Source organism: Solwaraspora sp. WMMD1047, assembly GCF_029626155.1.
Lineage (GTDB): Bacteria > Actinomycetota > Actinomycetes > Mycobacteriales > Micromonosporaceae > WMMD1047.
In genome coordinates this window covers 14819-40560 of the sequence record NZ_JARUBL010000001.1, presented here as the reverse complement: position 1 = coordinate 40560, position 25742 = coordinate 14819, and the positions used below count along the sequence as shown (strand labels likewise).

General features: G+C 71.7%; 24 protein-coding genes, 1 pseudogene and 2 CRISPR repeat arrays (1 of these 27 cut by a window edge). Of the genes and pseudogenes, 13 read left to right on the top strand and 12 right to left on the bottom strand.

Features of this window, described 5'->3' with window-relative positions; all coding sequences use genetic code 11:
- Window positions 1-125: 125 nt before the first annotated feature.
- Both O7627_RS00165 and O7627_RS00160 read left to right on the top strand, forming a co-directional pair.
- Window positions 126-947, top strand: coding sequence for an HAD family hydrolase (locus O7627_RS00165; RefSeq protein ID WP_278091458.1), 822 nt, complete (start codon window positions 126-128; stop codon window positions 945-947).
- Window positions 947-1807: an HAD family hydrolase gene (locus tag O7627_RS00160; RefSeq protein ID WP_278091457.1), complete on the top strand. Its 861-nt coding sequence runs from the start codon at window positions 947-949 to the stop codon at window positions 1805-1807. The genes O7627_RS00165 and O7627_RS00160 overlap by 1 nt, the downstream gene beginning before the upstream one ends.
- 23 nt (window positions 1808-1830) lie before the next feature.
- Here O7627_RS00160 and O7627_RS00155 read toward each other — a convergent pair whose 3' ends face one another.
- The gene (locus O7627_RS00155) at window positions 1831-2436 is read right to left on the bottom strand and encodes a bacterial proteasome activator family protein (RefSeq protein WP_278091456.1); all 606 of its coding nucleotides are present in this window, start codon (window positions 2434-2436) and stop codon (window positions 1831-1833) included.
- Between the two features lie 252 nt (window positions 2437-2688).
- On the opposite strand from O7627_RS00155, the gene O7627_RS00150 reads away from it, so the two are divergent.
- A complete protein-coding gene (locus O7627_RS00150) occupies window positions 2689-3897 on the top strand; it encodes an ABC transporter substrate-binding protein (RefSeq protein WP_278091455.1) in 1209 nt (402 codons plus the stop codon).
- On the opposite strand, the gene O7627_RS00145 is transcribed toward O7627_RS00150, so the two are convergent.
- The 3 genes from O7627_RS00145 to ddaH are packed head-to-tail and all read right to left on the bottom strand — an operon-like array spanning window position 3894 to window position 5412.
- Entirely contained in the window at window positions 3894-4325 is a 432-nt protein-coding gene (locus O7627_RS00145; RefSeq protein WP_278091454.1) for a PIN domain nuclease, read from the bottom strand. The genes O7627_RS00150 and O7627_RS00145 overlap by 4 nt on opposite strands.
- Window positions 4316-4540 carry a hypothetical protein gene (locus O7627_RS00140; RefSeq protein ID WP_278091453.1) on the bottom strand — a complete coding sequence of 75 codons (225 nt, stop codon included), beginning with the start codon at window positions 4538-4540 and terminating at the stop codon, window positions 4316-4318. The genes O7627_RS00145 and O7627_RS00140 overlap by 10 nt, the downstream gene beginning before the upstream one ends.
- 35 nt (window positions 4541-4575) lie before the next feature.
- Window positions 4576-5412 (bottom strand): dimethylargininase, encoded by an 837-nt coding sequence (ddaH, locus tag O7627_RS00135; RefSeq protein ID WP_347404626.1) that lies wholly within the window; start codon window positions 5410-5412, stop codon window positions 4576-4578.
- 59 nt (window positions 5413-5471) lie between these two features.
- Here ddaH and O7627_RS00130 point away from each other — a divergent pair, with 59 nt between their 5' ends.
- The gene (locus O7627_RS00130) at window positions 5472-5930 is read left to right on the top strand and encodes an Lrp/AsnC family transcriptional regulator (protein ID WP_278091451.1); all 459 of its coding nucleotides are present in this window, start codon (window positions 5472-5474) and stop codon (window positions 5928-5930) included.
- 237 nt (window positions 5931-6167) lie between these two features.
- Window positions 6168-8225 carry a beta-propeller domain-containing protein gene (locus tag O7627_RS00125; RefSeq protein ID WP_278091450.1) on the top strand — a complete coding sequence of 686 codons (2058 nt, stop codon included), beginning with the start codon at window positions 6168-6170 and terminating at the stop codon, window positions 8223-8225.
- On the opposite strand, the gene O7627_RS00120 is transcribed toward O7627_RS00125, so the two are convergent.
- Window positions 8222-9343 carry a hypothetical protein gene (locus O7627_RS00120; RefSeq protein WP_278091449.1) on the bottom strand — a complete coding sequence of 374 codons (1122 nt, stop codon included), beginning with the start codon at window positions 9341-9343 and terminating at the stop codon, window positions 8222-8224. The genes O7627_RS00125 and O7627_RS00120 overlap by 4 nt on opposite strands.
- Before the next feature lie 169 nt (window positions 9344-9512).
- Here O7627_RS00120 and O7627_RS00115 point away from each other — a divergent pair, with 169 nt between their 5' ends.
- Window positions 9513-11789: an FdhF/YdeP family oxidoreductase gene (locus O7627_RS00115; protein ID WP_278091448.1), complete on the top strand. Its 2277-nt coding sequence runs from the start codon at window positions 9513-9515 to the stop codon at window positions 11787-11789.
- 201 nt (window positions 11790-11990) lie between these two features.
- Here O7627_RS00115 and O7627_RS00110 read toward each other — a convergent pair whose 3' ends face one another.
- The 3 genes from O7627_RS00110 to O7627_RS00100 form a co-directional block, all read right to left on the bottom strand.
- Window positions 11991-13277: a ferredoxin reductase family protein gene (locus O7627_RS00110; RefSeq protein WP_278091447.1), complete on the bottom strand. Its 1287-nt coding sequence runs from the start codon at window positions 13275-13277 to the stop codon at window positions 11991-11993.
- A gap of 208 nt (window positions 13278-13485) precedes the next feature.
- Entirely contained in the window at window positions 13486-13722 is a 237-nt protein-coding gene (locus tag O7627_RS00105) for a DUF6457 domain-containing protein (RefSeq protein WP_278091446.1), read from the bottom strand.
- Between the two features lie 98 nt (window positions 13723-13820).
- A complete protein-coding gene (locus O7627_RS00100) occupies window positions 13821-14411 on the bottom strand; it encodes an NTP transferase domain-containing protein (RefSeq protein WP_347404700.1) in 591 nt (196 codons plus the stop codon).
- A gap of 259 nt (window positions 14412-14670) precedes the next feature.
- On the opposite strand from O7627_RS00100, the gene O7627_RS00095 reads away from it, so the two are divergent.
- Entirely contained in the window at window positions 14671-15192 is a 522-nt protein-coding gene (locus tag O7627_RS00095; RefSeq protein WP_278091444.1) for a hypothetical protein, read from the top strand.
- A 20-nt stretch (window positions 15193-15212) separates the two neighbouring features.
- Here O7627_RS00095 and O7627_RS00090 read toward each other — a convergent pair whose 3' ends face one another.
- Window positions 15213-16631, bottom strand: a complete 1419-nt coding sequence (locus O7627_RS00090; protein WP_278091443.1) for a PQQ-binding-like beta-propeller repeat protein — start codon at window positions 16629-16631, stop codon at window positions 15213-15215.
- A gap of 112 nt (window positions 16632-16743) precedes the next feature.
- Between O7627_RS00090 and fdhD the strand changes: the two genes are divergently transcribed.
- Together fdhD and O7627_RS00080 are read left to right on the top strand one after the other, a co-directional pair.
- Complete coding sequence (gene fdhD / locus O7627_RS00085) at window positions 16744-17601, top strand: formate dehydrogenase accessory sulfurtransferase FdhD (RefSeq protein WP_278091442.1); 858 nt, start codon at window positions 16744-16746, stop codon at window positions 17599-17601.
- A gap of 36 nt (window positions 17602-17637) precedes the next feature.
- Entirely contained in the window at window positions 17638-18033 is a 396-nt protein-coding gene (locus O7627_RS00080) for a VOC family protein (protein ID WP_278091441.1), read from the top strand.
- A 281-nt stretch (window positions 18034-18314) separates the two neighbouring features.
- Here O7627_RS00080 and O7627_RS00075 read toward each other — a convergent pair.
- The 3 genes and pseudogenes from O7627_RS00075 to O7627_RS00065 form a co-directional block, all read right to left on the bottom strand.
- Window positions 18315-19421: pseudogene (locus O7627_RS00075) on the bottom strand (DUF4192 domain-containing protein); the annotation flags it as partial.
- 149 nt (window positions 19422-19570) lie between these two features.
- Window positions 19571-19882: a hypothetical protein gene (locus tag O7627_RS00070; protein WP_278091440.1), complete on the bottom strand. Its 312-nt coding sequence runs from the start codon at window positions 19880-19882 to the stop codon at window positions 19571-19573.
- Window positions 19879-20196 (bottom strand): hypothetical protein, encoded by a 318-nt coding sequence (locus O7627_RS00065; RefSeq protein WP_278091439.1) that lies wholly within the window; start codon window positions 20194-20196, stop codon window positions 19879-19881. Before O7627_RS00065 ends, O7627_RS00070 begins: the two co-directional genes overlap by 4 nt.
- A 111-nt stretch (window positions 20197-20307) precedes the next feature.
- Between O7627_RS00065 and O7627_RS00060 the strand changes: the two genes are divergently transcribed.
- The 4 genes from O7627_RS00060 to O7627_RS00045 all read left to right on the top strand — a co-directional run bounded on the left by O7627_RS00060 (window position 20308) and on the right by O7627_RS00045 (window position 24676).
- On the top strand, window positions 20308-21075 hold the full coding sequence (locus O7627_RS00060; protein WP_278091438.1) for a helix-turn-helix transcriptional regulator: 768 nt from the start codon (window positions 20308-20310) through the stop codon (window positions 21073-21075).
- Entirely contained in the window at window positions 21066-21254 is a 189-nt protein-coding gene (locus O7627_RS00055; RefSeq protein ID WP_278091437.1) for a DUF397 domain-containing protein, read from the top strand. The genes O7627_RS00060 and O7627_RS00055 overlap by 10 nt, the downstream gene beginning before the upstream one ends.
- Before the next feature lie 537 nt (window positions 21255-21791).
- Window positions 21792-22002: direct repeats of the CRISPR family, unit length 28 nt; unit sequence GGACCACCCCCACGCCCGTGGGGAGGAC.
- A gap of 950 nt (window positions 22003-22952) precedes the next feature.
- On the top strand, window positions 22953-24179 hold the full coding sequence (locus O7627_RS00050) for an IS110 family transposase (RefSeq protein ID WP_278098091.1): 1227 nt from the start codon (window positions 22953-22955) through the stop codon (window positions 24177-24179).
- The gene (locus O7627_RS00045) at window positions 24176-24676 is read left to right on the top strand and encodes a hypothetical protein (protein WP_278091436.1); all 501 of its coding nucleotides are present in this window, start codon (window positions 24176-24178) and stop codon (window positions 24674-24676) included. Before O7627_RS00050 ends, O7627_RS00045 begins: the two co-directional genes overlap by 4 nt.
- Window positions 24677-24691: 15 nt before the next feature.
- Window positions 24692-25742: direct repeats of the CRISPR family, unit length 29 nt; unit sequence CGGACCACCCCCACGCCCGTGGGGAGGAC (it continues 4346 nt past the right edge of the window).

Below are 25742 nucleotides of genomic sequence, written 5' to 3'. Positions count from 1 at the left end.
GCCGGGTTTTACCGGCCGTTCGCGGATAAGTCATGGTCGCCTCACCGTCCGCGAGGTACGGTTGCTGCCCCGCCGCCCGGGAAGCCGGCGGTGCAGTCCGGGACGCCGGGGGCGAAGGAGGAGACATGCCCCGACCGGGACTTCCCAAGCTCATCGCCACCGACCTGGACGGCACCCTGGTACGCAGCGACAACACCGTCTCGGCCTTCACCCACGAGGTGCTGGACCGGGTGCGGGGGGCCGGCATCCCGGTGGTCGGCGCCACCGGGCGTGGCCCGCGGCTGACCGAGCTGACCCGCAACGACATCCGGGCCGCCGACTTCCTGGTGATGGCCGGCGGCGGTCGGGTGGTCGACCAGACCGACCCGGCCGGGCCGGTGGTGCTGCGCGACGAGCGGCTACCCGGACCGGTGCTGGCCCAGCTGCTGGCCGCGTTGGAGGCGGAGGTCGGGCCGCTCACGGTGATGGTCGAGGCGTCGGACAGCCACGAGGCGCCGCTCTGGGGGGATTTCGACGCCTCCTGGCCGTACCCGGACCGGTTCGAGGCCCGCTCCCGGTCCGAGTGCGTCGCCGACGAGGTGATCAAGGCGTTCGCGCGTACCCCCGATCATGACGTGGACGCGTTGCTCGCCGCCGCCCGGCGGATCGTGCCCCCCGACCAGGCCGCGCTCACCCAGGCCGGGTTGGGGTTCGTGGAGATCTCCCCGCCGGGGGTGGACAAGGCCACCGGTCTGGCCGTGGTGGCCGACCGGCTCGGCGTCGACCCGGCGGACGTGCTGGTCTTCGGTGACATGCCCAACGACCTGCCAATGTTCGAGTGGGCCGGCTGGGCGCGGGTGGCGGTCGCGAACGCCCATCCCACCATCCGGACGGCCGCCGACGAGGTGACGCTGCGCAACGACGACGACGGGGTGGCGATCTACCTGGACCGGCTACTGTCGCACTGATGAACGAGGCACCACCCGGCCGTCCACCCCGCGTCGTCGCCACCGACCTGGACGGGACGCTGTTGCGCCGGGACCGCACGGTAAGCGTCCGGACCGTCGAGACGTTGGCCCGGATCTCCGCGGCGGGCACGCTCGTCGTGCTGGTCACCGGCCGTCCGCTGCGCTGGCTACCCGCCGTGTACGAGCAGCTGCCCGCGCCGTTGCCGGCCGTCTGCGCGAACGGAGCGGTGGTCTACGACCCGGTCAACGACGAGGTGCTGCGGGCCGACCCGCTCGCCCCGGAGCTGCTGGCCGAGGTGGTCGCGCGGCTGCGGGCCGAGGTGCCGGAGGTGAGCCTGGCGGTGGAGGTGACCGACAGCCGGCAGATGCGGCACGAGTCGGCGTACCCGGTGCAGTGGGAGCACGGGCACACCATCCGGCTGGTCGACGACCCGGCCCAGCTCATCGCCGAGCCGGCCGTGAAGCTGCTGGCCCGCTCCGCCGCCCACGACTCGGACGCGTTCGCGCTCGTGGTGTCGACCGCGCTGAAGGGGCTCGCCGAGGCGACCCACTCGTCGTACTCGGGGCTGGTGGAGATCTCCGCCGCCGGGGTGACGAAGGCCGCGGGCCTGGCCTGGTTCTGCGAGCGGCACGGGCACACCGCGGACGAGGTGATCGCCTTCGGGGACATGCCGAACGACGTACCGATGCTGACCTGGGCGGGTCGGGGGGTGGCGGTGGCGAACGCGCACCGGTCGGTGCTGGCGATCGCCGACGAGGTGACCGCCTCGCACGAGGAGGACGGGGTCGCCGCCCACCTGGAGCGGCTCTTCCCGCCGGAGCCCCAGCCCCGCCCGCCCGCGCAGCGCCAGGGCGGCTGAGGCCGCGACCCGCCCGGGACCCGTCAGAGGTACTGGCCGGTGCTGTGGCCGTCGCCGGGCTGGTTCGGGCCGCCGGTGCCGGGCATGCCCGGCAGCAGGCCACCGCCGGGACCAGCCGGCAGCGCCTGCCGGCCGCCGGAGCGCATCTGCTCAAGCTGCACCCGGGCCGCCATCTGCTGCGCGACGAGCGCGGCCTGGATGCCGTGGAAGAGCCCCTCCAGCCAGCCGACCAGCTGGGCCTGGGCGATCCGCAGCTCGCCCTCGCTGGGGGTGACGCCCTCGCCGAACGGCAGGGAGAGCCGCTCCAGCTCGTCGCGGAGTTCGGGAGCCAGGCCGTCCTCCAGCTCGACGATCGACCGCTGGTGGATCTCGCGCAGCCGGTTGCGGCTCGCGTCGTCGAGCGGCGCCGCCTTGACCTCCTCCAGCAGCTGCTTGATCATGCTGCCGATCCGCATCACCTTGGCGGGCTGCTCGACCAGGCGGGCCGGGTCCTCGGCGTGCGACTCGCCGTCGGTCTGCACGGTGCCGACGGGCCGGCCGTCCGGGCCGACCACCACCACCGTGCCGGGGCGGCCACCGCTCGGACCGGTGGGCTCGCTGTTCTCAGGGGTACCTGGAGCGTCGGTCATGCCCTCCATCTTCGCGCAGCCGGCGGACCGGCCGCTCGCGGGGGCCGACCCCCCACACCCGTCCGACCAGGCACTGCTACTGCGCGGTAGTCTTCGCCGCAGGCTCGTCGACCAGGAAACACCCCGGCTGGCTCAAGGTAAGTATGGCGTTACATTCCCTGGTCAGGAGACCCCCGGGCATTGACGCCACGACCCGAACCGGGTAGAACGCCGGATGGGCTGGCACGGCCCGCACCTACGGGGAGGAAACCCTTGTCGCAGATGGAACGCAGGACGGCTCTCAAGCTGATGGCCGCGCTCGGCGCGACCGGGTTCGCCGCCGCCTGCAGCACCGACTCCGCGACCGAGGACGACGAGGCCGCCGAGCTGCTCAGCGACGACCCGGTCAAGATCGGCCTGATGGTGCCACAGACCGGCGGCTACAAGCCGATCGGTGACGAGATGGCCAAGGGTTTCCAGCTCTTCCTCGACCAGAACGACCAGCGGCTCGGTGGCCACCCGGTGAACCTGGTCACCGCCGACGAGGGCGAGACGGCCGACTCCGGGAAGGCCGCGCTGGAAGACCTGATGCGCCAGGGCGTGCTGGCGCTGACCGGGGTGGCCAACTCCTCGGTGATGCTCGGCATCCGGGACGCGGTCGAGGAGGCCCGGGTGCCGCTGATCGGGTCGAACGCCTCACCCGCCTCCCTGCAGAGCGTGGTGTACATCTGGCGGACGTCGTACGTCGATGACGAGCCGGGTCGGGCGCTGGCCCCGTACGTCGCCCAGCGGGTGCCCCGCAACGGCAAGGTCGCGATCATCGCGCCCGAGTTCCAGGGCGGCCTGGACTCGGTGGAGGGCTTCCGGCAGGCGTTCGGACCGTCCGACAGCCGGATCTCCGACCCGGTGATCTGGACGGAGTTCACCACCGAACCGGACGAAAACCACTTCGCCGCCGATATCAGTCGGCTGCGGGACCGCAACCCGGACGCCATCTACTGCTCCTACGCGGGGGCGGCGGCCACCCAGTTCCTCAAGCAGCTCTACGCCTCCGGATACCGCAACCAGGTGTACGGTCCCGGTTTCCTGACCGAGGGCGAGGTGCTCGCCGACCTGAAGGACAACGAGGCGAACGGCATCATGACCGCCCTGAACTACTCGGCCGACCTGAACAACGCGGCGAACCGCCGGTTCGCGTCGGCCTACCGGAAGGCCCACGGCGCCTCGCCGACCACCTACGCGATGGCCTCGTACGACGCCGCGCAGGTGCTGAACAAGGCGATCCGGATCGCCGGCGGGAACCCCAACTCGCAGCAGGTGAACCTGGCGCTGGGCCGGGTCGGGCAGATCGACAGCCCGCGCGGCCCGTGGCAGTTCAACCAGCCGCGTACGCCGCAGCAGAAGTGGTACCTGCGCCGGGTCCAGCGCGACGGTCAGGTCCTCTCGAACCTACTGATCAACGAACTGGCCACCCTGGGCTAACGCCCGTCAGAGAGCTCAGAGAGGGCCTCAACTGACTGGCCCGTGACGGCGGCGATGAGGTCGAAGTCCTTGTCGACGGCGAGGACGGTCAGTCCCGCCTTTTCGGCCGTCGCCGCGATGAAGAGGTCAGGGATTGACGGGGTACGGTGCTGGCCGCGGTCTGCGAGCAGCATCTGAACCTCCAGCGCCCGGTCCTCGATGGCGGGTGTCAGATGCTCGACCGGCATCAAGGAGAGCGGCGGGACGGCGAACTGCCGCCGTCCCACCTCTCCAGAGCGTGCCGAGTAGCCAAGCTCCAGCCGGGTGATGGAGGAGAGTCGGACCAACCCGCGGCTGATGCGTGCGCTCCATTCGTCCCGGTTCGCCACCTGGCCGAGTTGGAGACGGATGTACGCGGACTTGTCGATCAGCCAACTCGTCACCGCCATGCGTTCTCCATGACCTCGGGGTCAGCAAGATCCGCGAATGCCTCTGCGGATCGTTGCCAGTCCTCAGCGGTGACGGTCCGCTCGCCGGCCGGGCTGATGTTCTCCTCGAACTTGCGGCGCAGGTATTCGTTGCGGGACAGCCCGAGGTTGGCGGCGGCGGCATCGATGCGGTCGATGGCCTCCTGGCTAAGGTCTCGGACGAGAATATTGGGCATATGACACCTCCAACCGGAGTAATGCTATCACGATATCATCCGGTGCGGAGTTCGGCGATGCAGCATTTGACGCTGCCGCCGCCCTTGCGTAGTTCGGTGAGTTCGACCGGTACCGGGGTGTAGCCGGCCGCCGCGAGCTTCGCGGCCAGGCCGGTCGCCTCGCTGTTGAGCAGGACGTGCCGGCCGTCGCCGACCAGGTTCAGGCCGAAGGCGAACGCGTCGACCTCGTCGGCCAGCAGCGCGTCCGGGAAGAGCTGGCCCAGCACCCGCTGGGCGGCGATCGAGAACGCGCCCGGGAAGTAGCTGATGGTCCGGTCATCCAGCACGCCGAGCGCGGTGTCGAGGTGGTAGAAGCGCGGGTCCACCAGCCGCAGCGACAGCACCGGCCGGCCCAGCACCTCCTGCGCCTCGGCGTGCGCGGCCGGTTCGGTGCGGAAGCCGTACCCGGCGAGGAGCAGCCCGCCGTACGCCTCCGGCAGGTAGGCGAAGTCGCCCTCGCCCTCGTTGATCTCGCCGGATTCGACGTAACGCCAGCCCTGTTCGGCGTAGAAGGCGCGGTGGACGCCGGCCTCGGCGGCGCGCTGCGGGTGCCGGAACGTCGCGCCGTACGCGGTGCCGTCGACGGTGAGGGCGCCGTTGGCCGCGTAGACCAGGTCGGGCAGGCCGGGCACCGGGCGCAGCACGTGCACGGTGTGGCCGAGGTCGAGCAGGGTCTCCCGGAGCCGGTCCCACTGCTTGACGGCGAGTTCGGTGTCCACCGGCGTGCCGGGGTCCATCCACGGGTTGATGGCGTACTCGACGTCGAAGTACTCCGGCGAACACATGAGATATGTCCGCTTTCTTGGGATCCGCTGCTGGTTCACGAAAACCAAGAGTAGGTATGTTGAGCAGGCACTAACAGCCGGAATTCTTGCTTCCGAGAGGCGGAACGTTGCAGATCGACGGGGTCGACCAGCGGATCATTGCATCACTGGTCGCCGACGCGCGGGCGTCGTACGCGGAGATCGGCAGCCGGGTCTCGCTCTCCGCGCCGGCGGTCAAGCGCCGGGTGGACCGGCTGCGCGCGGAGGGGGTGATCAAGGGATTCACGGCCGTTGTCGACCCGGCCGCCGTCGGTTGGAACACCGAGGCGTTCGTGGAGCTGTTCTGCACCGGCCGGACCACCCCGGCGCAGATCGCGGTCGCCGCCCGGCGGCACCCGGAGGTGATCGGCGCCTACACGGTCTCCGGCGAGGCGGACGCGCTGGTGCACCTGCGGGCCGCCGACATCGCCCACCTGGAGCAGGCGCTGGAACGGCTGCGGGCGGAGTCGTTCGTCACCTCCACCCGGAGCATGATCGTGCTGTCCCGGCTGGCCGAGTCACCCTCGGTCGCACCGCCGCCGGCCTGAGGAATCCGAGCGGAGCGTCCGGTGTGGACTGGTCGCAGCAGCGCGGCGACAATCGCATTGGTCGATATACAACGGAGTCATGATTATGACTCGGTGGTATATCGCCAACCAGGCATGTTTTTCGGATCAGGTTCACCGGCGGGTAACAGGCAGCGGTCCCCCGGGTCCGGGCCGGGGGGTAGCCGAGAGCCGGGGGCAGGCGGGAACCGGGTCGGCGGGTATCGCGTCGAAGAGGGCATGGGACAGCGACGGGGACTACGAACAGCCGACCGGCGATCAGGCAGGGCGGGGCTCGCCGCCCTGCTCGGCCTGGTGGTGCTCACCGCCTGCACCGCGACACCGACCGCGGCGCCACCCATCGCCACCCACCCGGTGCCCGGCGGCTTCCGCCTCGTCGCCTTCGACTCCTGCGCCGAGGCACTGGCCGGCCTCCGAGCCGCCGCCCAGGCGTACGTCGGTCCATGGGGTTTCGACGGCGGCGGTCGCGCCCGGACCGCGATCGACGGCGACACCGCCGCCGCCGGCGCCGCCCAGGACGGCGCGGCCCGAGGCAGCACCGCCGAGGGCAAGGCGGCGCCGGACAGCGCGCGGCCCCAGGACGGCACCCACTCCGGCACCAACAACCACGAGTCCGGAGTGGATGAACCGGATCTGGTGAAGACCGACGGCCGCCGGATCGTCACGGTCACCGGCGGCACGCTGCGGGTCATCGACCCGGCCGCCCGGCGGGTGACCGGGAAACTCGCCCTCGTCGACCAGGACGCCTGGGCACCCTGGGCACAGAGCCAACTGCTGCTGCACGGCGACCGGGCGCTGGTGCTGATCCCGCCGACGTACGGCGACATCAGGCGGGGCGGCCAGAAGCCCGGGCCGGACACCGAACCCGCCCGCCCCCGGCTGGTCCTGGTCGACCTCGCCGGCCCACCGACGATCGTCAGCGACTACGCCATCGACGGCGACCTGGTCGACGCCCGCCAGGTGGGAGGCACCGCCCGGGTGGTGGTCCGCTCGGCACCCCGACTGGAGTTCCCGCACCGGCCGAACGACGACGACAAGGAGCGGCTGGCCGCCAACCGGAAGGTCATCGCCGCCGCCCCGCTGGAGGCGTGGCTGCCCGGATATGAGGTGACCATCGGCGGAACCACCCGCGCCGGGCACGTCGGGTGCGACCGGCTGGTCCGGCCGGCCAGCTACTCCGGCGCCGCGCTGCTGACCGTACTCAGTTTCGACCTGGCGGCGGACCGCGCGACCGGACTGGCCGACGGTGACCCGCTCACCGTGGTTGCCGACGGCGAGACGGTCTACAGCAACGGATCCCGGCTCTACATCGCCAACGACCAGCGGTGGCGGGTGCTGCCGACCCTGCTGGGCGGCCGGGCCGCGCCGGACGCGAAGGACGAGCTGACCGAGATCCACCAGTTCGACGCGTCCGGTCCCGGCCGGCCCCGCTATCTCACCTCGGCCAGCGTGCCGGGCTGGCTGGTCAACCAGTACGCGATGTCCGAATGGGACGGTCACCTGCGGGTCGCCACCACCAGCGGACGCACCTGGGGCGACGAGCCCAACTCGACCTCGTCGGTGTACGTGCTGCGGGCCGACGGTGACACCCTCACCGAGACCGGCCGGGTCACCGGACTCGGCCGGGGCGAACGGATCTACTCGGTCCGCTTCGCCGGCCCCGTCGGGTACGTCGTCACCTTCCGCGAGACCGACCCGCTCTACACAGTGGACCTTTCCAGACCGGACGCGCCCCGGGTGACCGGCGAGCTGAAAATCACCGGCTACTCTGCTTACCTGCATCCGGTGGCGGGCGATCGGTTGCTCGGCATCGGGCAGGAGGCGTCCACGCGCGGTCGGACCCTGGGCACCCAACTCTCCCTCTTCGACGTCTCCGACCTGTCGAACCCGAACCGGCTGGCCCAACACCACGTCCGGTACGGCCGATCGGAGGCGGAGTTCGACCCCCACGCGTTCCTCTACTGGCCGGCCGACCGGCTGCTGGTGGTGCCGCTGACCACCCACGGTGACGCCGGTCTGGGCCGACCCGCCGACACCAGCGGCGCACTGGTACTGCGGGTCGACGACACGGCGTTCACCGAACTCGGCCGGGTCGAGCACCCACCGCCGGCCGGCGCCGAGGGCGGCCCGCCGGACCGGATCGACCCGGCCCACGCCACCGCGATCCGCCGGTCGATGATGATCGACGGGGTGCTCTGGACCTTCTCCGACACCGCCGCCCAGGCGACCGACGCCGCCACCATGCGGACCCTCGACGTGCTGCGGCTGACCGGCTAGAGGTACATCCCGGTGCGGTGCTCGCCAGGACCGCGGTTGGCCGGCTTGTCGCCCTCGCCGAAGAACCGCTTGCCGCCGAACTCGCCGTGCAACCGGTCGTCCAACTCGTCGGCGAGCCCCGTCATCACCTGCACGGCGAGCATCAGGTGGGTGGCCTGGAAGTTCCGGCCGAAGACCGGGACCGACGCCCAGACCGTGTCGTTCGTGCAGTACAGCCGCCCGATCGGCATCCGGTTGGTCAGCTCGGAAAGCTTGACGTAGAGCTGCTCGGTCGGCTCGACCTCGGTCAGCACCGGCGAGAAGACGTCCACCAGCGGCGGGTTGTCGCGGACCCGGACGAAGACCATCGCCGAGCCGGCCCGGATGCCGATGTCGCCGTCGGTGTCCACCTGGAGCTGGTCCGCCGGCGTCTTCAGCATCGCCGAGACCACGGTGCGGACCCGGTCCTCCAGCCCGATCGTGTCGTCGGCCGCCGGGCCGCTCGGCACCTGCCCCAACTCCTCGTCCAGCCCGCCGTCGCCGTCGGCGCCCGGGACGAACTCGGGCCGGGCGGTGCCGAGTGGCTCCACCGCGAGCGGCTGGTCGTCCGCGTCGTGCACCAGGAAGACCAGGAACGCCGGGTGCGGGGCGCCGTAGACGTCGCGCATCGTCCGGGACACCGTGGTGGCCAGCCCGACCGCCTCGGCGGTGCGACCGGCCAGGCCGAAGTGTTCACCCGACCCCTCGACCACGCCCGGCGGCGACCAGCCGAGGGCCACCATGTCGGCGACCGCCGGACGGTCCAGCCGGTAGCCCTGCGGCAACACCGCGTTGCCGACCGCCCGGCCGAGCACCCGGCCCTCGTCGCCGACCTGGAGGCTGACCGAGTAGACGGCGTCGCCGGTGCCCGAGGCGGTCGGGTCGAGGGTCAGCTCGATCTGCGCGCCCACCGGCAACCCGCGCAGCCGACCGGCCAGCGCCCGCGCGAACTCCTGCCACGCCTGGGTCACCTTGGCCCGCAGGTCGGCGGTGCTCGGCTCGTCCAGCAGGATCGGTTCGTGAAAGTCCGGTCCGGGCAGGTCAGGCCCGGTGCCTTCGATCTGCTGGCCGTCCGGCGCCGGGGGGTGGTCTGCCGTCATGATCGCCTCCGTCCGTCACGGGACACCCTACCGAGCGCTGTCATCGAACGGGATAGGGCGGACCGCCAACAGACACAGAGCGGAGAGGTCCGGTGACGTAGGGCACACACGGCCAAGCGGCCACCAACTGACGGTCGACCCGCCGACGCCGACGTGAGACGGTGCAGGAATGGCGAGAAGAGCACCCCGCGACGACGCGGGCGACCGCGACCTGCGGATCGGCGAGCCGGAGCGCACCTCCGCCGGGCTGCCCGGGGTGGCGCACGGCCTCGCCGCCGGCCTGTCCCAGATGGGGGTACGCCGTACCGCGCTCACCCTGGCCAACGTCAACCAGCCCGGCGGGTTCGACTGCCCGGGCTGCGCCTGGCCGGAACCGGCGCCCGCCCACCGCGCGCACGCCGAGTTCTGCGAGAACGGCGCCAAGGCCGTCGCCGAGGAGGCGACGCTGCGCCGGATCACCCCGGAGTTCTTCGCCGAACACTCCATCGCCGCCCTCGCCGAACGCTCCGACCACTGGCTCGGCCAGCAGGGCCGGCTCACCACCCCGATGGTCCGCCGGCCCGGCGCCGACCACTACACCCCGATCTCCTGGGACGACGCGTTCGCCCTCGCCGCCGATGGGCTGCGGTCGGTGGCGCCCGACGAGGCCGCCTTCTACGCCTCCGGCCGCACCTCCAACGAGGCCGCCTTCCTCTACCAGCTGCTGGTCCGGGCGTACGGCACCAACAACCTGCCGGACTGCTCGAACATGTGCCACGAGTCGTCCGGGGTCGCGCTCACCGGCACCATCGGCATCGGCAAGGGCTCGGTCACCCTGGACGACATCCACCGGGCGAAACTGATCGTGGTGGTCGGCCAGAACCCGGGCACCAACCATCCCCGGATGCTCTCCGCCCTGGAACGGGCCAAGCAGGCCGGCGCGAAGGTGGTCGCGGTCAACCCGCTGCCCGAGGCCGGCCTGATCCGGTTCCGCAACCCGCAGCGGGCCAAGGGCCTGATCGGCGGCGGCACCGCGCTGGCCGACCGGTTCCTGCGGATCCGGGTCGGCGGCGACCACGCCCTCTTCCAGGCCATCGGCGCGCTGCTGGTCGAGTGGGGTGCGGTCGACACCTCGTTCGTCGAGGCGTACACCGCCGGCTTTTCGGAGTACGCGGCGTCGCTGCGTACCCTCGATTGGGCCCAGGTGGCGACGGCGACCGGGCTGTCCCGCGAAGAGATCGAGGCCACGGCCCGGCTCTTCGCCGACTCCGAGGCGACGATCGTCTGCTGGGCGATGGGGCTGACCCAGCGCCGCGACTCGGTGGCGGCGATCCGCGAGATCGTCAACGTGCAGCTGCTGCGCGGCATGCTCGGCAGGCCCGGCGCCGGCCTCTGCCCGGTACGCGGCCACTCGAACGTGCAGGGCGACCGGACGATGGGCATCCACCACCTCCCGCCGCCGTGGACGGCCGCGCTCGGCGCGACCCTCGGGTTCGCCGTGCCACCCCGCCCCGGTTACGACACTGTGGACACCATCCGGGCGATGCGCGACGGGCGGCTCAAGGTCTTCGTGGCGCTCGGCGGCAACTTCGCGGCGGCCACCCCGGACACCGCCGTCACCCTGGCCGGGTTGCGCTCCTGCGCGCTCACCGTGCACGTGTCGACGAAGCTGAACCGCTCGCACGTGGTGCCCGGCGAAACCTCGCTGATCCTGCCCTGCCTGGGGCGGACCGAACGGGACCGGCAGGCCGGCGGCGACCAGTTCGTCACGGTGGAGGACTCGATGTCGGCCGTGCACGCCTCGCGGGGCCGGCTCGCGCCGGCCTCCGACGCGCTGCTCTCCGAGGTGGCGATCGTGTCCCGGCTGGGCCGCCGGCTGCTGCCCGAGTCGCCGATCCCGTGGGAGTCCTTCGAGGCCGACTACCGGACGGTCCGGGCGTTGATCGCGGAGGTGGTGCCCGGCTTCACCGACTTCGAGGCCCGGGTCGGCGACCCGGCCGGCTTCACGCTGCCGCATCCGCCGCGCGACCGGCTCACCTTCCCGACCGCCTCCGGGCGGGCCAACTTCACGGTCAGCCCGCTTACCGTGATCGAGGTGCCGCCGGGCCGGCTGCTGCTGCAGACCATCCGCAGCCACGACCAGTACAACACCACGATCTACGGGATGGACGACCGTTACCGGGGGGTGCGGGGCGGCCGGCGGGTGGTCTTCGTCAACCCGGACGACCTGGCCGCGCTCGGCGTCGCCGACGGCGCGCTGGTCGACCTGGTGTCGGAGTGGTCCGACGGGACGGAACGCCGGGCCGAGGGCTTCCGGGTGATCGGTTACCCGTCGGCTCGCGGCTGCGCCGCGAGCTACTTCCCGGAGGCCAACGTCCTGGTCCCGCTCGACTCGACCGCCGCCGGCTCGCAGACCCCGACCTCAAAGCAGATCATCGTACGCCTGGAGCCGGCGCCTGCCCCATGACAAGCGTCCCACCGGCTGGTTCGGAGTCGATGCCCCCGGTCGACGGCGACTCTAGAGTTCACAGCGATGACTGGCGAGGTGCACCACTTCGGGTCATTCGACCGGCGGGTGATCGCCATCGGCACCCCGGTCCGGGCGGCCGGTCGAGCTGGCAGTTGATCGGGGGTAGCGGGTCGGCGGTCCGGACGCGGGCCGAGGTACTCACCCGCCGGCAAGGCGGAACAGCTCCGCGTGGATCTGGCGCTTCGGCACTCCGAGCTGCCGCAGCGTCGCCAGCACGGCCACGGTGAGTGCCGGCGGCCCGCAGATGAAGATGTCACGCTCGGTGATATCGGGTACGAGCCCGGTCAGGTTGGCCGGAGCGAACGGGTTGTTGTCGGGTCCGGTGCGGCCGGTCAACAGGTGCAGTCGGGCGCCCCGGCTCTGGGCGAGGTTGTGCAGCTCGCCGCCGAAGACCGCGTTCGCCGTGTCCCGGACCCGGTAGAGGACGACCACGTCGGTCAGGTCCGGGTCCTCCAGCAGAGCCCGGATCGGGGTGATACCGATCCCGCCGGCGATCAGCAGGGTGGCGTCGCGGACGCGCTGCGAGGCGGTGAGCGCGCCGTACGGTCCCTCCGCGAAGACCCGGGTGCCGACCCGGATGGCCCGCAGCCCGGTGCTGGTGGTGCCGACGCCCTTCGCGGTCAGCCGCAGGGAACGGCCGTCCGGGGCGGCGGAGAGGGAGAACGGGTTGACCTGCCACCACGGGTTGTGCCCGGGGAACCGCCACAGGAAGAACTGCCCGGCGCGGGCGGGCAGCAGATGCAGGTTCCGGCCGGTGATGTGCACCGACACCGCGTTGTCCGGCTCGGGGACCACGGCGGCGACCCGCAGCGCGTGCCGGGCGTTGCGGACCAGCGGGAGGAGCAGCCGGCCGGTGAGCAGGGCACCGATGGCGAAGGCCCAGAGACCCCACCAGTAGAGCTGCCGCAGCGGGCTGCTGGTGAACGCGGTGCCCTCGTACACCTGGTGGATCACGGCGAGCAGGACCACCGCGTACAGCAACAGATGGACGGCGTGCCAGACCTCGTACGGCAGTCGTTTCCGGGCGGCCTGCACCGAGAAGGCGACCACGACGATGATCAGGGCGACCGCGATCATTCCCAGCACGACCGGTAGCTGCTCGGACAGGATGGCCGTCTGCCGCAGGAACGAGATGTCGCTGACGGTGGCGAAGCCCAGCACCACGCAGACGGGGTGCAGCACGGCGACCCAGAAGACCGCGAACCCGGTCCACCGGTGCCAGACGGTGAGGTGATCCATCCCGAAGCCACGGTCCAGCAACGGCAGCCGGGCGATCAGCAGCAGTTGCACGACCATCGCGAAAGCCAGATACAACCCGAGGAGACGACCGACCGAACCCAGAACGTTGTACGCCGGACGCTCGGGCGAGAGGAACATCGCGTGGATGATGACGGCGTTGATCAGCAGGAAGGCAACGGTCACCACGCGCGCGACCTGGCGCGAGTGGAAGGTTCTCGTCGATGTCACCGGCGCCCGGACCGCGGTCGTCCCGTCGTCGGCAACAGAGCCCTGGCGCGTTCTCACTTGCGATAGCCCTTCGATCGACAGTCCGGGCCCACGGTTCATGACCCGGTAACAGCTTCCGGAATCTGGCTGCTCAAGACTTGGGGAAGATCTGACGAATCGCTGAGGGTCACCTTTCGGCGTCGTCGGCTGGCCAGGCTCTGGCCAGCGCGGCGAGCCGGGCGGCGGCCTCCGCCGGGTCCGCGCCGCGTCCGGTCGCAACCCCGAGCAGGTACGCGGTGACCGGCGCGCCGGGCCGCAGGACGTGATGCGCGACGTCGCGGGCCAGGTCGAGCACCATCGGCACGTCCACGTCGGCCGGGTCGAGACCCAGTTCGCCGGCGGCCAGCGCCACCCAGCCCGGCATCGCCTGCTGTCCCGCCGTCGCCGGTTTCCCTGCCGTCGCCGGTTTCCCTGCCGTCGCCGGTCTTTCCGCCGTCGCGGGCTGCTCTGGCTGGTTCGGGGTCATCGGGTCCATTCCTCGGCGCGGCGGACGTCGTCGCCGGTGTCGACGTCGAACCAGGGCGGCGGCCCGGGCCGGGTCCACCGCAGCTCGGCGACGGTCAGGCTGGCGAGCAGGGTGTGCATGGCCGCGCCGGTGAGGTCGCCGCCGCGCTCCTGGGCCAGCCGGTCCAACGCCGAGCGCAGCGCCGCCGTCCGCCACACCCCGCACAGCGGCTGCCGCCGGCCCGCGCCGTCCAGGTAGACCACCCCGTCGGCGGAGGTGCGGACCAGTTCGTCGGTGAGTAGCCGGACCGCTCCGGCGGTCAGCAGCGGCAGGTCGGCGGCGAGCAGCGCCACGAACTCCGGGGCGTCCGCCGGCGGTCCGAGCGCCGCGAGGCCGGCCGCGGTCGCGGCGACCGGGCCGCCGCCGGGCGGGTCCTCGCGGGTGACCAGGACTCCCGGCGGCACGTCCACCGGTGGGCCGACAAGCACCAGCGGTGACGCGCCGGCCGCGGCGGCCAGCACCCGGTCCCGCATCGGCAACCCACCGACCGCCACCCCGGGTTTGTCGACGCCGCCCATCCGCCGGGCCGCGCCGCCGCCCAGCACCACGGCGCCGAACGTCCCGGCGACAAGTGAGGTGTCGCGGTGTCCCAGTCGTTCATCCACCACGAAGTCTCCATGCCCGCCCACCCCGTCAGGTTAGTGCCGACCGGCAAGGATCGCTCTGGATGGGGCGGAGGAGTACACCACATCCGGGCGGCGACGCGTTTCCTGGCGGGCGGTTCGCACACCTGTCGGGTAACTTCTTCTCCCGGTCCGGTGGCAGCGAGCCGGGCCACCGGCAGCGGCGACAGGAGAAGGTTCCCGGATGGGCAAGAAGACGGTTCATGTCTCCGACCTGAGCGGCAAGGTGCTGGGCTCCGACGACGAGGTGGTCGGCATCGTCGTGCTGGAGCACCCCGACCTGGTGGTCGGCCCGGTCCGGTTGGAGGCCACTCCGGCCGAGGTGGAGAGCATCGACGACGCCGCCCTGGACGTGGCGGTGGTCGAGTTGTACGACGCGCACGGCGGCGGCGAGCCGCGCCGGGTGGTCTTGACGGCCAGCGAGTTCGACGCCCTGGCCACCGACGTGCCGATGGCGCAGCTGCTGCGTACCGCCGAGCGGGTCCGGCCGCCGAAGACCCCCCGCAAGGCCGCCGAGAAGATCGACTACGCCACCCTGGAGCACGCCGGCAAGCCGCACCGGGGCCGGACCACCGACGAGGAGGCCCAGCTCGTCCGGGACCACCTGGAGGAGATCAACAAGCGGCTGGCCGACGAGGGGCTGCGGCAGATCGACCCGGCCGACCCCGACCACGCGATCAGGTACGGCTTCCCCACCCCGGCCTGAGCCGCCCGGCCCGGGTGGGCTCAGGTCCGGTAGCGCCAGATGGCGAGCGAGCCGGTGCCGTTGCGGCAGACGATGTTGGCCGTGCCGCCGACGCAGCCGGTGACCCGCTGCGGCACGGTGCCGAGCACCCGCAGCGCGTCGGCCGGCGGCGGCAGGACGGCGAACCAGGTCCGCCCGTCGGCGCCCGACCGGACCCCGAGGAACGCCGAGTCGCCACGCCCGTCCAGCGCGGTCTCCCAGTCGCTGAGCGGTCCGATGGTCCGGCCGGTGGTCGGGTGGACGATCCGGGCGGTGCCGTTCCCACTCGTACCCACCTCGAAGGTGACCAGGTAGCTGCCGAAGTCGACGACGAGGTCGGTCTGTTCCAGCTGCCAGGCGGCCGCGCCGGTGGCCGGGTCCACCGCCAGGATGCTCCGGTCGGCCGGGAAGCAGATGAGCGGTCCGCACTCGGTCAGCCGGCCGAGACCATCCGGGATGCCCCGGCTCCACCGCTCGTCGAGGGTGGCCAGGTCGTACGCGACCACTCCGGGCTCGCCGCCGCGCCGGTCGCGCAGCAACAGGCTGTCGCCGAGGATCACCGGTGAGCCGCCGTCGGAGACGGTCCGGGCCAGTTCGACCCGGCCGTCCCGCGCCGCCCGCAGGTGGGCCCGGCCGCGCTGGTCCAGCAGCAACACCCGGCCGTCCGGTGCGGCCAGGACCGCGGTACCGAGGGCGGTGACGGTGCGCCACAGCTCCCGGCCGGTGGCGAGATCCAGTCCCCGTACCGTCTGGGCCCGGCCACTGGTGGCGTCCGCCGCCCCACCGGCGGTCCCGTCCGACGGGCCGGCGGTCCCGCTGATCACGTCGGCGGTGGTGCCGCCGCCCTCGTCCACACCGTTGTCGGTGGCGCGGTCGCCGTTCGCCGCGTTGTCCGTGGCCTGGGGTGGCCCGTCGGTCTCGGTGACCACTCCGGTTACGCCGTCCCCGGCGATCACCAGGGCGGCCGGCGCGATCCACCTCGTCTGGCCGGTGGTCGCGTCGAGCACGATCGTCGACGCCGCCCCGGCCGAATTCGGCCGCCCGTTGACCAACACGACGTCGCCGGCCCGCCGCACCCGGGTCAGCTCGCCGGTCGGTGACTGGTACCGCGTTGTCCACAGGTGCCGGCCGGTGGGCATCTCGTACGCCGAGAGCAGCCATCGGGCGGCCCGGTCCGCACCGGGGTCGATCGAGGTCACCAGCAACCGGTCGCCGATCACCACGAGGTCGCGGGCGTCGATCGGGTGGGCGGCCACCTGACGCAGCACCGGCGGTGGGACCGGTACCGAACCGGCGAGCCCGAGCAGCAGGAGCCCGCAGGCGCCCAGCGCGACCGGGCGTAGCCGGCGCCGCGACCACCACCAGCCGCGCGGCGGATCCGGCGGCTGCGGCTGCCGATCCAGCCCGAGGTCGATGACCATGGTCAGAACTCTCTCACGGCACCCCCCTGCCGAAACACAGCGAACCGGACATCAACCTGCAGACCCCGTCAGTCCGGGCCGGTCGATCCGGCGGCGGGGGCAGGATGGAGCCATGGGACGGGCCTCTGACCGGCGTACGGTGTTGCGGATCGACCTGGCCGAGGGGTCGGAAGGCGGCCGGGTCGCGGTGCGCCGGCCGGACACCCTGGCAGCCGAGGAGCCGCTGGAGATCCGGGTCGGCCCGGCCGCGCCGGGACGCCGGCAGCCGCTCGCGGTCACCATGCGGACCCCCGGGGACGACCTGGACCTGGCGATCGGGTTCCTGCTGACCGAGGGGATCATCCGGACCGCCCACGACGTGCACACCGCCCAGTTGTGCGCCGGCACCGACACCCCGAACACCTACAACGTGGTCGACGTGGTGCTCTCGGCCGGGGTGCCGCCGCCGCTCACCGATCCGGCCCGGAACTTCTACACCACCAGTTCGTGCGGCGTCTGCGGCAAGGCGAGCATCGACGCTGTGCGTACCCGATCGGGGTTCGACGTGGCGGGTGACCCACTTACCGTGCCGGCGGCGACGCTGGCCGCCCTGCCCGACCGGCTGCGGGCGGCTCAGCGCGGCTTCGACCGCACCGGCGGTCTGCACGCCGCCGGCCTGTTCACGTCGGCCGGCGAACTGGTGGTACTGCGCGAGGACGTGGGCCGGCACAACGCCGTCGACAAGGTGATCGGCTGGGCGGCCCGGGAAGATCGGCTGCCGCTCGCCGGTCACCTGCTGCTGGTCTCCGGCCGGGCCAGTTTCGAGCTGACCCAGAAGGCGTGGATGGCGGGGATCCCGCTGCTCGCCGCCGTCTCCGCGCCGAGCACCCTCGCCGCCGACCTGGCCACCGAGGCCGGCATGACGCTTGTCGGCTTCCTGCGCGGCGCGACGATGAACGTCTACACCGGCACCGCCCGGGTCACCGTCTGACCGGCCCGCCGCGCCCGGCCCGGCTAGTCTCCTCGGATGCGGCTTGACCTGGTTGCGCTGATCGTGGCCGACTACGACCCCGCCATCGAGTTCTTCACCGAGGCGCTCGGGTTCGACCTGGTCGAGGACTCGCCGTCGCTTACCAACGACGGCCGGCCGAAGCGGTGGGTGGTGGTCCGGCCGCCGGGCGGCGGGACCGGGCTCCTGCTGGCCCGCGCCGACGGGGAACGGCAGAGCGACGCGATCGGGGAACAGGTCGCCGGCCGGGTCGGCTTCTTCCTGCGGGTGGACGACTTCGCCGCCGCTCACGAGCGGATGACCGGCGCCGGGGTCACCTTCGTGACGGCACCGCGCACCGAGCCGTACGGGCAGGTCGCCGTCTTCCTCGACATCAGCGGCAACCGGTGGGACCTGGTCGGACCGGCGGCCTGACAGTCGCCGGGATCGTCGGCTGGCGGTCACGGTGAGCGCCTCGGTTGCCGGTTCGGGCTGCGTCGCCGACCACCCGACCCACCGCGCAGTGCGCCACTACGGCCGCCACCACCCGCCGGACCGCCACCACCCATCGGACCGCCACCGCCCGTAGTGCCACCACTGCCCTCGCCGCCGCGACGCGTCCCGCCCGCACCCGCACCGCCGCGACCTCTGCCGTCCTTACCTGGGCCGTGACCCCGACGGCGGGTGTCCGGGCGGGCGCGGCCGGACGCGGACCGCCGGACAGTCGGCCAATCGTCGAGGGTGGATGGTGGTAACCCGCGGTGCAGCACGTCGGCCAGGAGCATGGCCATCGAGTAGTCCGGTTCCGCGTCGAAGGCGCGATCCAGGGCGACCGCGGCGAGGGCGCCCTGTCCCGACCGCCAGGCGACGAAGGCGAGCAGGCTCGCGGGCGCCGCCGCCAGTCCCGGCTCGGCGCGTCGGAGCACGTCCGCCCAGAGCGCGATCTGCCAGTCGTCGCCGTCGCAGCGCTCCCAGGCCAGGTCGCGGACCGGGATGTGGGTCAGCAGCAGGCTCAGCCAGGCAACCTCGTCGTCGGTGAGCAGACCGCCCTGGCGGTGCCGGGCCATCGCCGCGTCGACCGCCGCCTCACCGACCCGGCGCAGGGTACGGCCGCCGAGCACGTCCGCTGGCGGCGCCGCCTCCAGCACCTCGACCAACCGCTCCTCGGCGCGGTCGGTCGCCTGCCGCATGCCGAGCCGGCCCAGCCCGTCGACCGGTGCCACCTGATCGATCAGGGCGGCCCGGTCGGGGAGCGCTACCTGCCCGGCGAGGGTGGCCTCGGCGGCGAACCGGCTGCCCGAGACGTCGACCGCGGTGCCCTCGGGTGGACAGCATTCCGGGTTGTCACAGATGTAGGACCAGTACCGGCCGTCGGTGATCCGCAGCGCGTCCACCAGCTCCGGACCGACCCGGCCGGCACTCCTCCCGCCCAGGGTCGCTCCGCCCGGAGGCGTTCCTCCGAGTGGCGCTCCGCTGGCGCTCTCCCTGCCCGGGGGCGTGCCTCCGACGCTGGCCCGGGCGAAGCTGGCTCGGACGGCGTCGATGACCGGGGTGACCCGCTCCGGCGGGCCGTACCCGAGCACCGTCACCGTCTCCGCGTCCTGCGCTGCGACGACGGCCACCAGGTAGTCGGCGATCTCTCGGACTTCGCCGGGCGGCCCGCCGTCCGGAAGGTCGCCTCGGGCGGCGAAGACGACCCGGGCTCCGCGCATCGCGACCACCACCACGCTCTCGGTCGGGTGGAAGCCGATCAGGTAGGGCACCGCGGCGATGAGGTCGGCCGTGGAGCGGACTGTCAGGGTTGGTTGTCCGGGGGCAGTCATGCCAGCGAGCCTGGCCGGCGGCTGGCGACCCGGGAAAGTAGCGGATTTCGGCTGTGGACGACACGCCGTCCCATCCACAACCACTGAGAGTAGTTGGCCTGGTCAGCGGTAATGTTCGGCATGAGCGGTAAACGGGCCGGTCCGCGCGGTCAGATCGAGCGCCGGCTGTAGCGCGGCCGGGAGACGGGGCCTCGGCGGCCCTCAGGGGCGACCCAGGACAGGAACCGGTTGAAGGTCTCGGCCGGGGTCGGCAAACGGTCGTCCGGGCGCAGCGCACGCAGGTCCCGCAGCGCCTCGTGCAGTTGGCCGCACAGGTAGATCCGCAGATAGGTCGGGTCGTTGGCGTGCTCGCGGAGCAGCTCGATCTTCGCCTGGCCGCAGGGCCACGGCTGAGCACAGTTGCGACACAGCCAGAGTGGCCGTTGCGGGACATGCGGACGGGCCGGCGGGCGGCGGTTCACGACGCCTTCCGCCTCAGCCAGGCGGCGGCCCGGACCTCCCGAGCCACCTCGGCGCGCTGGTCCGGATACAACGGCCCACGATTGACCGGTCGGACCCGGGCCGGCGACGAGTATGCCGGCTCCGGCGTCGGCTCCACCACCGCCACCGGCACCGGCACGAGCCCCGGTGCCGGCGTCGGTCCCGGCACCGGAGCGGGCCGGGAGACCAGGTGCCGCTGGGGACAGCGCCAGCGGTAGCCGCATCGGCAGTACCGCCACAGCCGGCGCCAGTCCCGGCGGTGCAAGTCGATTGAAGGGTTCGATCTGGTCTGCACGGGGCGCCTCCCTCAGCGACGGATTCACAGATCGTCGCTTCCGTAGGCAGACACATACACAGCGTTGCGATATGGTTCGGAGATATTCCGAACGTCCTCAAGGGAGGGACGATGAATCAGGCACTACGCGCGGCGATGGCGGAGGCGGGCCACACGGTCGAATCGCTCGCAGCCAAGGTAGGAGTCGATCCGAAGACCGCCGGGCGATGGCTGGTGCCGGGGCGGGTGCCGCACCCCCGCACCCGAGCCCGCGCCGCCGAAGCCCTCGGCCGAGAGGTTGAGGACATTTGGCCGGACACTTCCAGAAGGCGAGGGCCGTCATGGTTCCGGCAGTGGGCTGATATCGAGCGAGTGGCGATCGCGCTGCGGAGCTTCCAACTGGCCTGGGTGCCCGGACTCTTTCAGACCGAGGCATACGCGCGGGCAACGCTGGCCGGCGAGGCGCTGACCGCCGAAGAGGTAGACCACCTCGCGATGTCTCGGATCAACCGTCAGTCCATCCTGCGCCGGGAACGGCCACCGCTGCTGATCGCCGTCATCGACGCCGGCGTCCTGTACCGGTCTGCCTATGGCGATCGCGCATTGATGCGGGAACAGTGTGAGTACCTGGCCAACTGCGCGGAGTTGCCGTCGGTCCAGGTGCACATGGTGCCCACGTCGGTGGGGATGTACCCGGGGCTCGGCGGTCCGTTCACCGTCGCTGACCTACCCGAAGGCGGGCGGGCCGCGCACGTCGACGGTCAGGCGCCAGCGCAGATCCTGGAGAAGCCAATGGAGATTGCTACCCTTGACCGACGATGGGAACGGATCCGGGGAGAGGCCCTACCCCGAGCGCAATCCCTCGACCTGATCAGGGAAGCGGCGGCATCATGGACGTGAGCGGCGCGCATTGGCGCAAGAGCAGCAGGAGCGGCAACAACGGCGGGGACTGTGTGGAGGTTGCCGACAATCTGGGCGGGGTCGTGCTCGTTCGGGACACAAAGGACCGCGACGGCGGCACCCTTGCCTTCGCTCCGTCGGCCTGGCGAGCCTTCGTCACCCGCACCCCAACCCGATAGCAAGATCGTAAGGACATACAGCACGCCCTGAGCCTTCAAAACGTGCCCAATGTCCTGACGATCACGACGCCCTACGACCCGACGATGAAGACGCAGGCGATCAGTGTGCCCACAGCGGTCGAGGGCAGGTGTTGAGACGATCCGTAGTCGTCCCAGCGGCTAGCCAAGCATCATCACGTCCCTTATGCCCGTCTAAGTTAGTTATTGAGGCCGCGGTGGATCTAGTCAAACCAGCATCATCTGGGGCAGCTAGAAGGCGATGATCATCCAGAACAGGCCACCCGCCCATCAGCGCGAGGGTTTGTGTCGGCGGCCCAACACGAACCAAACTCTCATATCCGCCCGTGGCTGATATGGATGTCATGTTGGCGTAGCCATGCGCACGCCGGTCGCCCCGAAAACGCGGGTCGGTGCCCTGCCGGGGGCAAACAGAACATCCCACCTCCGGCAAAATCGTCGGCTTCTCGGCGTCTCATGATCGAGCAAAGGGTCGCACTGCCATCCAGGTAGCTTCCCGTGCAGGCCGGCTGCCGCGCGGGACCACCCCCACGCCCGTGGGGAGGACAGCCGGGGTTCCACGTCGCCTTGGGCGTGTTGCGGACCACCCCCACGCCCGTGGGGAGGACTCACCGTCAACCGGCCCGACGTGCTCCGGTGCAGGACCACCCCCACGCCCGTGGGGAGGACGCACCCGGTACGGCATGTGCCGCGACGACATCCGGACCACCCCCACGCCCGTGGGGAGGACAAGGTGCCATCGTCGGTTGTTCTCTCCGGGCCTTTCGGGCCCCACCTCTCCAGCAAGTTCTGGCCCCTCCAGCTTCGGGGTGTGTCCATGTCTCGATGGAGGCTCCAGCTCCAGTTGGCTCCACCAGTCCCAGAGGCCGGAACGGCCATAGTTCGGGCCGGCGGAACCCCACCAACCCCGCCACCAACCCGCCGACGCCGCCGAGCTGCGCTACGACCAGCGACGCCTTCAGCCGGCGGTTCGGTGGCAAGCCGGTCGAAGACCGGCGCGGCAGCAACTCGACGCTGAGCGACGCGAACCGGTGGGGCCGCGATGACGCCGCCAGCCATCGACGCTGATGTGGGGCCGCAGGTTTCTGAATTCGAGGTGGCGGGTCCAGGAATCGATGGAGCAGTGGGGCCCGAACAAGTCGGCGAGAACAGTCGGTGATGACCACCCGGAACGGACCACCCCCACGCCCGTGGGGAGGACGGTCCATCAGCGCTCGCTCCGAGGCCCGGCGGCGGACCACCCCCACGCCCGTGGGGAGGACACCACCATCACCGCGCCACCCGGCCCGGCGAACGGACCACCCCCACGCCCGTGGGGAGGACGCGTAGATCAGCCGCTCGCCGACCGGCTCGCCCGGACCACTCCCACGCCCGTAAGGAGGACTTCGCAGGTGCGGGTTCCATGATCTGTTTACACGGACCACCCCCACGCCCGTGGGGAGGACGACTTCTTCCGCCACAGCTCCCCCCGTTACCTTTTTGATCGTCCCCGATGGGGACTGCTCGGTCGCTCGGTCCGGTATGACTTACTGTCCCTGTCGTACGCATGATCCGGGGGGTGTTGTCGCCGGACCGGGTGGCGTCGGCGGACCGCTGATAGGGACCCGGCCACCCTCGGGTAGGTCTCTCCGTAACGTGGATGCCGGCAGTCCGACGCTGTGGCCAGCGACCGAGCCTGTGATGGACCATGGGAGGCGAGGCGTGCACAACGAGTACGGCGTGTTCCTGGGCTTGGACGTCGGCAAGTCCGACCACCATGCGGTCGCGCTGGATCCCGCGGGCAAACGACTGCACGACGCGGCGCTGCCGAACACGGAGGCTGGGCTGCGCAAACTGTTTGACAAGCTCGCTCGGCACGGCCGGCTCCTGGCCGTGGTCGACCAGCCCGCCTCGATTGGCGCCCTGCCCGTCGTGGTTGCCCGCGCCTGCGGGCACCAGGTTGGCTACCTGCCCGGTCTGGTCATGCGCCGGCTTGCGGACCTGCACCCGGGGACCGCGAAGACCGATGCCCGCGACGCGTACGTGATCGCGGACGCGGCCCGGACGCTGCCGCACACGCTGCGCCGGGTCGACACTGGCGATGACACTCTCGCCGAACTGGAGGTCCTGGTCGGCTACGACGACGACCTAGCCGGCGCGGTCACCCGCGTCGCCAACCGCATCCGTGGCCTGCTCACCCAGATCCACCCGCCCCTGGAACGGGTGCTGGGACCGAAGGTGCAGCACCCGGCCGTGCTGGAAGCGTTGGCACGGTGCGGTGGCCCAGCCGGGCTGCGCAAGGCCGGCCCCAGCAAGCTGGCCGAAATCGTCAAGAGCCGGGCTCCGCGCATGGGTACTCGTCTGGTTGAGCAGATCTTCACCGCGCTCAACGCCCAGACAGTCGTCGTGCCTGGCACGACCGCGGCCGAGGCCATCCTTCCCAGGCTGGCTGACAACCTCCGTGAGCTTCTGGAACAGCGCAAACAGGTGGCCGAGCAGGTCGAGGGGATGCTTGATGCGCACCCTCTTTCCTCGGTCCTGACCTCGATGCCCGGCATCGGCGTCAGGACCGCGGCCCGGATCCTGCTCGAAGTCGGTGACGGTGCCGCGTTCCCGACCTCCGGGCACCTCGCCGCCTACGCCGGACTGGCGCCGGTGACCCGTCACTCGGGCACCAGCATCCGCGGTGAGCACCCGCCGAAGGGCGGTAACAAACAGCTCAAACGCGCGTTCTTCCTGTCCGCATTCGCGGCCCTGTCCGACCCGCTCAGCCGGGCCTACTACGACCGGAAGCGCGCCGAAGGCAAGAAACACAACGCCGCGCTGATCTGCCTCGCCCGCCGCCGCATCGACGTCCTGCACGCCATGCTGCGCGACCGCGCCCTCTACCAGGCTCCCACCGCCCAACCCGGGGCCCGAGCAGCATGAAGAAGGTCGTGATCCTCGGCCGTGGTGGCGCGGGTAAGTCGACCCTCGCCGCCCGCCTGGGCACCGCCCTGGCTCTGCCGGTCATCGAGCTGGACAAACACTTCTGGGCGCCAGACCTCACTCCAACACCCAAGAACCAGTGGGCGGACATCCAACACCGGCTGACCAGCGGCCGACGGTGGATCATCGACGGCGACCTCGGCCCCTACGACGTGCTCGACGTACGACTACGAGCCGCCGATACCGTCATCGTGCTGGACTTCCCCCTCTGGCGCTGCGCCTGGCGCGCGCTACGCCGCTCCCGAGAGAACCAGGCATTCTGGCGCTGGGTCCTCACCTACCGACGCCGCAGCCTGCCCACCGTCATGACCGCGATCGCGAACAACGCCGCCCACGCTGACCTCCGCGTGCTTCGCAGCCCCCGCGCCGTCGAACAACTCCTCAACCAGGCCAACCCCGCAACCCCACCCGACCAAGACCCCTTGACAAACCCATAGGGACCCCCCCGTCAGCGGACCACCCCTACGCCCGTGGGGAGGACATCATCTCCGCGAGGTGGCGGCCGAAGTCCGGCGGACCACCCCCACGCCCGTGGGGAGGACTTCGCGTTGCCGGCCAGGACCTCCTGCCACACCGGACCACCCCCACGCCCGTGGGGAGGACAACTTTGCCGGCCGGCCCGCGCTGGTTGACGACGGACCACCCCCACGCCCGTGGGGAGGACACCGGCACTCAGCCGCTGCTGGTGGTCGGCGACGGACCACCCCCACGCCCGTGGGGAGGACGCCACGTCGAGACGCCGTGGATGCTGGCCACCCGGACCACCCCCACGCCCGTGGGGAGGACGACCCGTGGGCGTACGCCCGCTACGCGGAGGGCGGACCACCCCCACGCCCGTGGGGAGGACACCTCGCCGGCGTCGATGCGGATGCCCATCAGCGGACCACCCCCACGCCCGTGGGGAGGACTTCTGGCCGGTCTTGGCCAACGGACTGATCGGCGGACCACCCCCACGCCCGTGGGGAGGACAGCCGCTTTTTGGAGTCGATGATCTCGATGTGCGGACCACCCCCACGCCCGTGGGGAAGACCTGGACGCCTACGGGGAGCCGGTCGCCCCCGCCGGACCACCCCCACGCCCGTGGGGAGGACGGCATCAGCAACACCCGCGTCCGGGCGTAGACCGGACCACCCCCACGCCCGTGGGGAGGACCCGAGGCGCAGTAGCGATCCGGCGTATAGATGCGGACCACCCCCACGCCCGTGGGGAGGACGGCGGCGGTGCGGGGCGGGGGGCGGTGACGGACGGACCACCCCCACGCCCGTGGGGAGGACATCTGGACGGCAGTCTCCGCCTCGTCGCAGACCGGACCACCCCCACGCCCGTGGGGAGGACGGCCAGATGTTCGCCAAGGCGCTGGTCTACAACGGACCACCCCCACGCCCGTGGGGAGGACCCGGCCGCATAGTCAAACCGAGCTGTCCGCTGCGGACCACCCCCACGCCCGTGGGGAGGACTGCCAGCGGCGGGCCTCCGCCGAGTGCGGGGCCGGACCACCCCCAC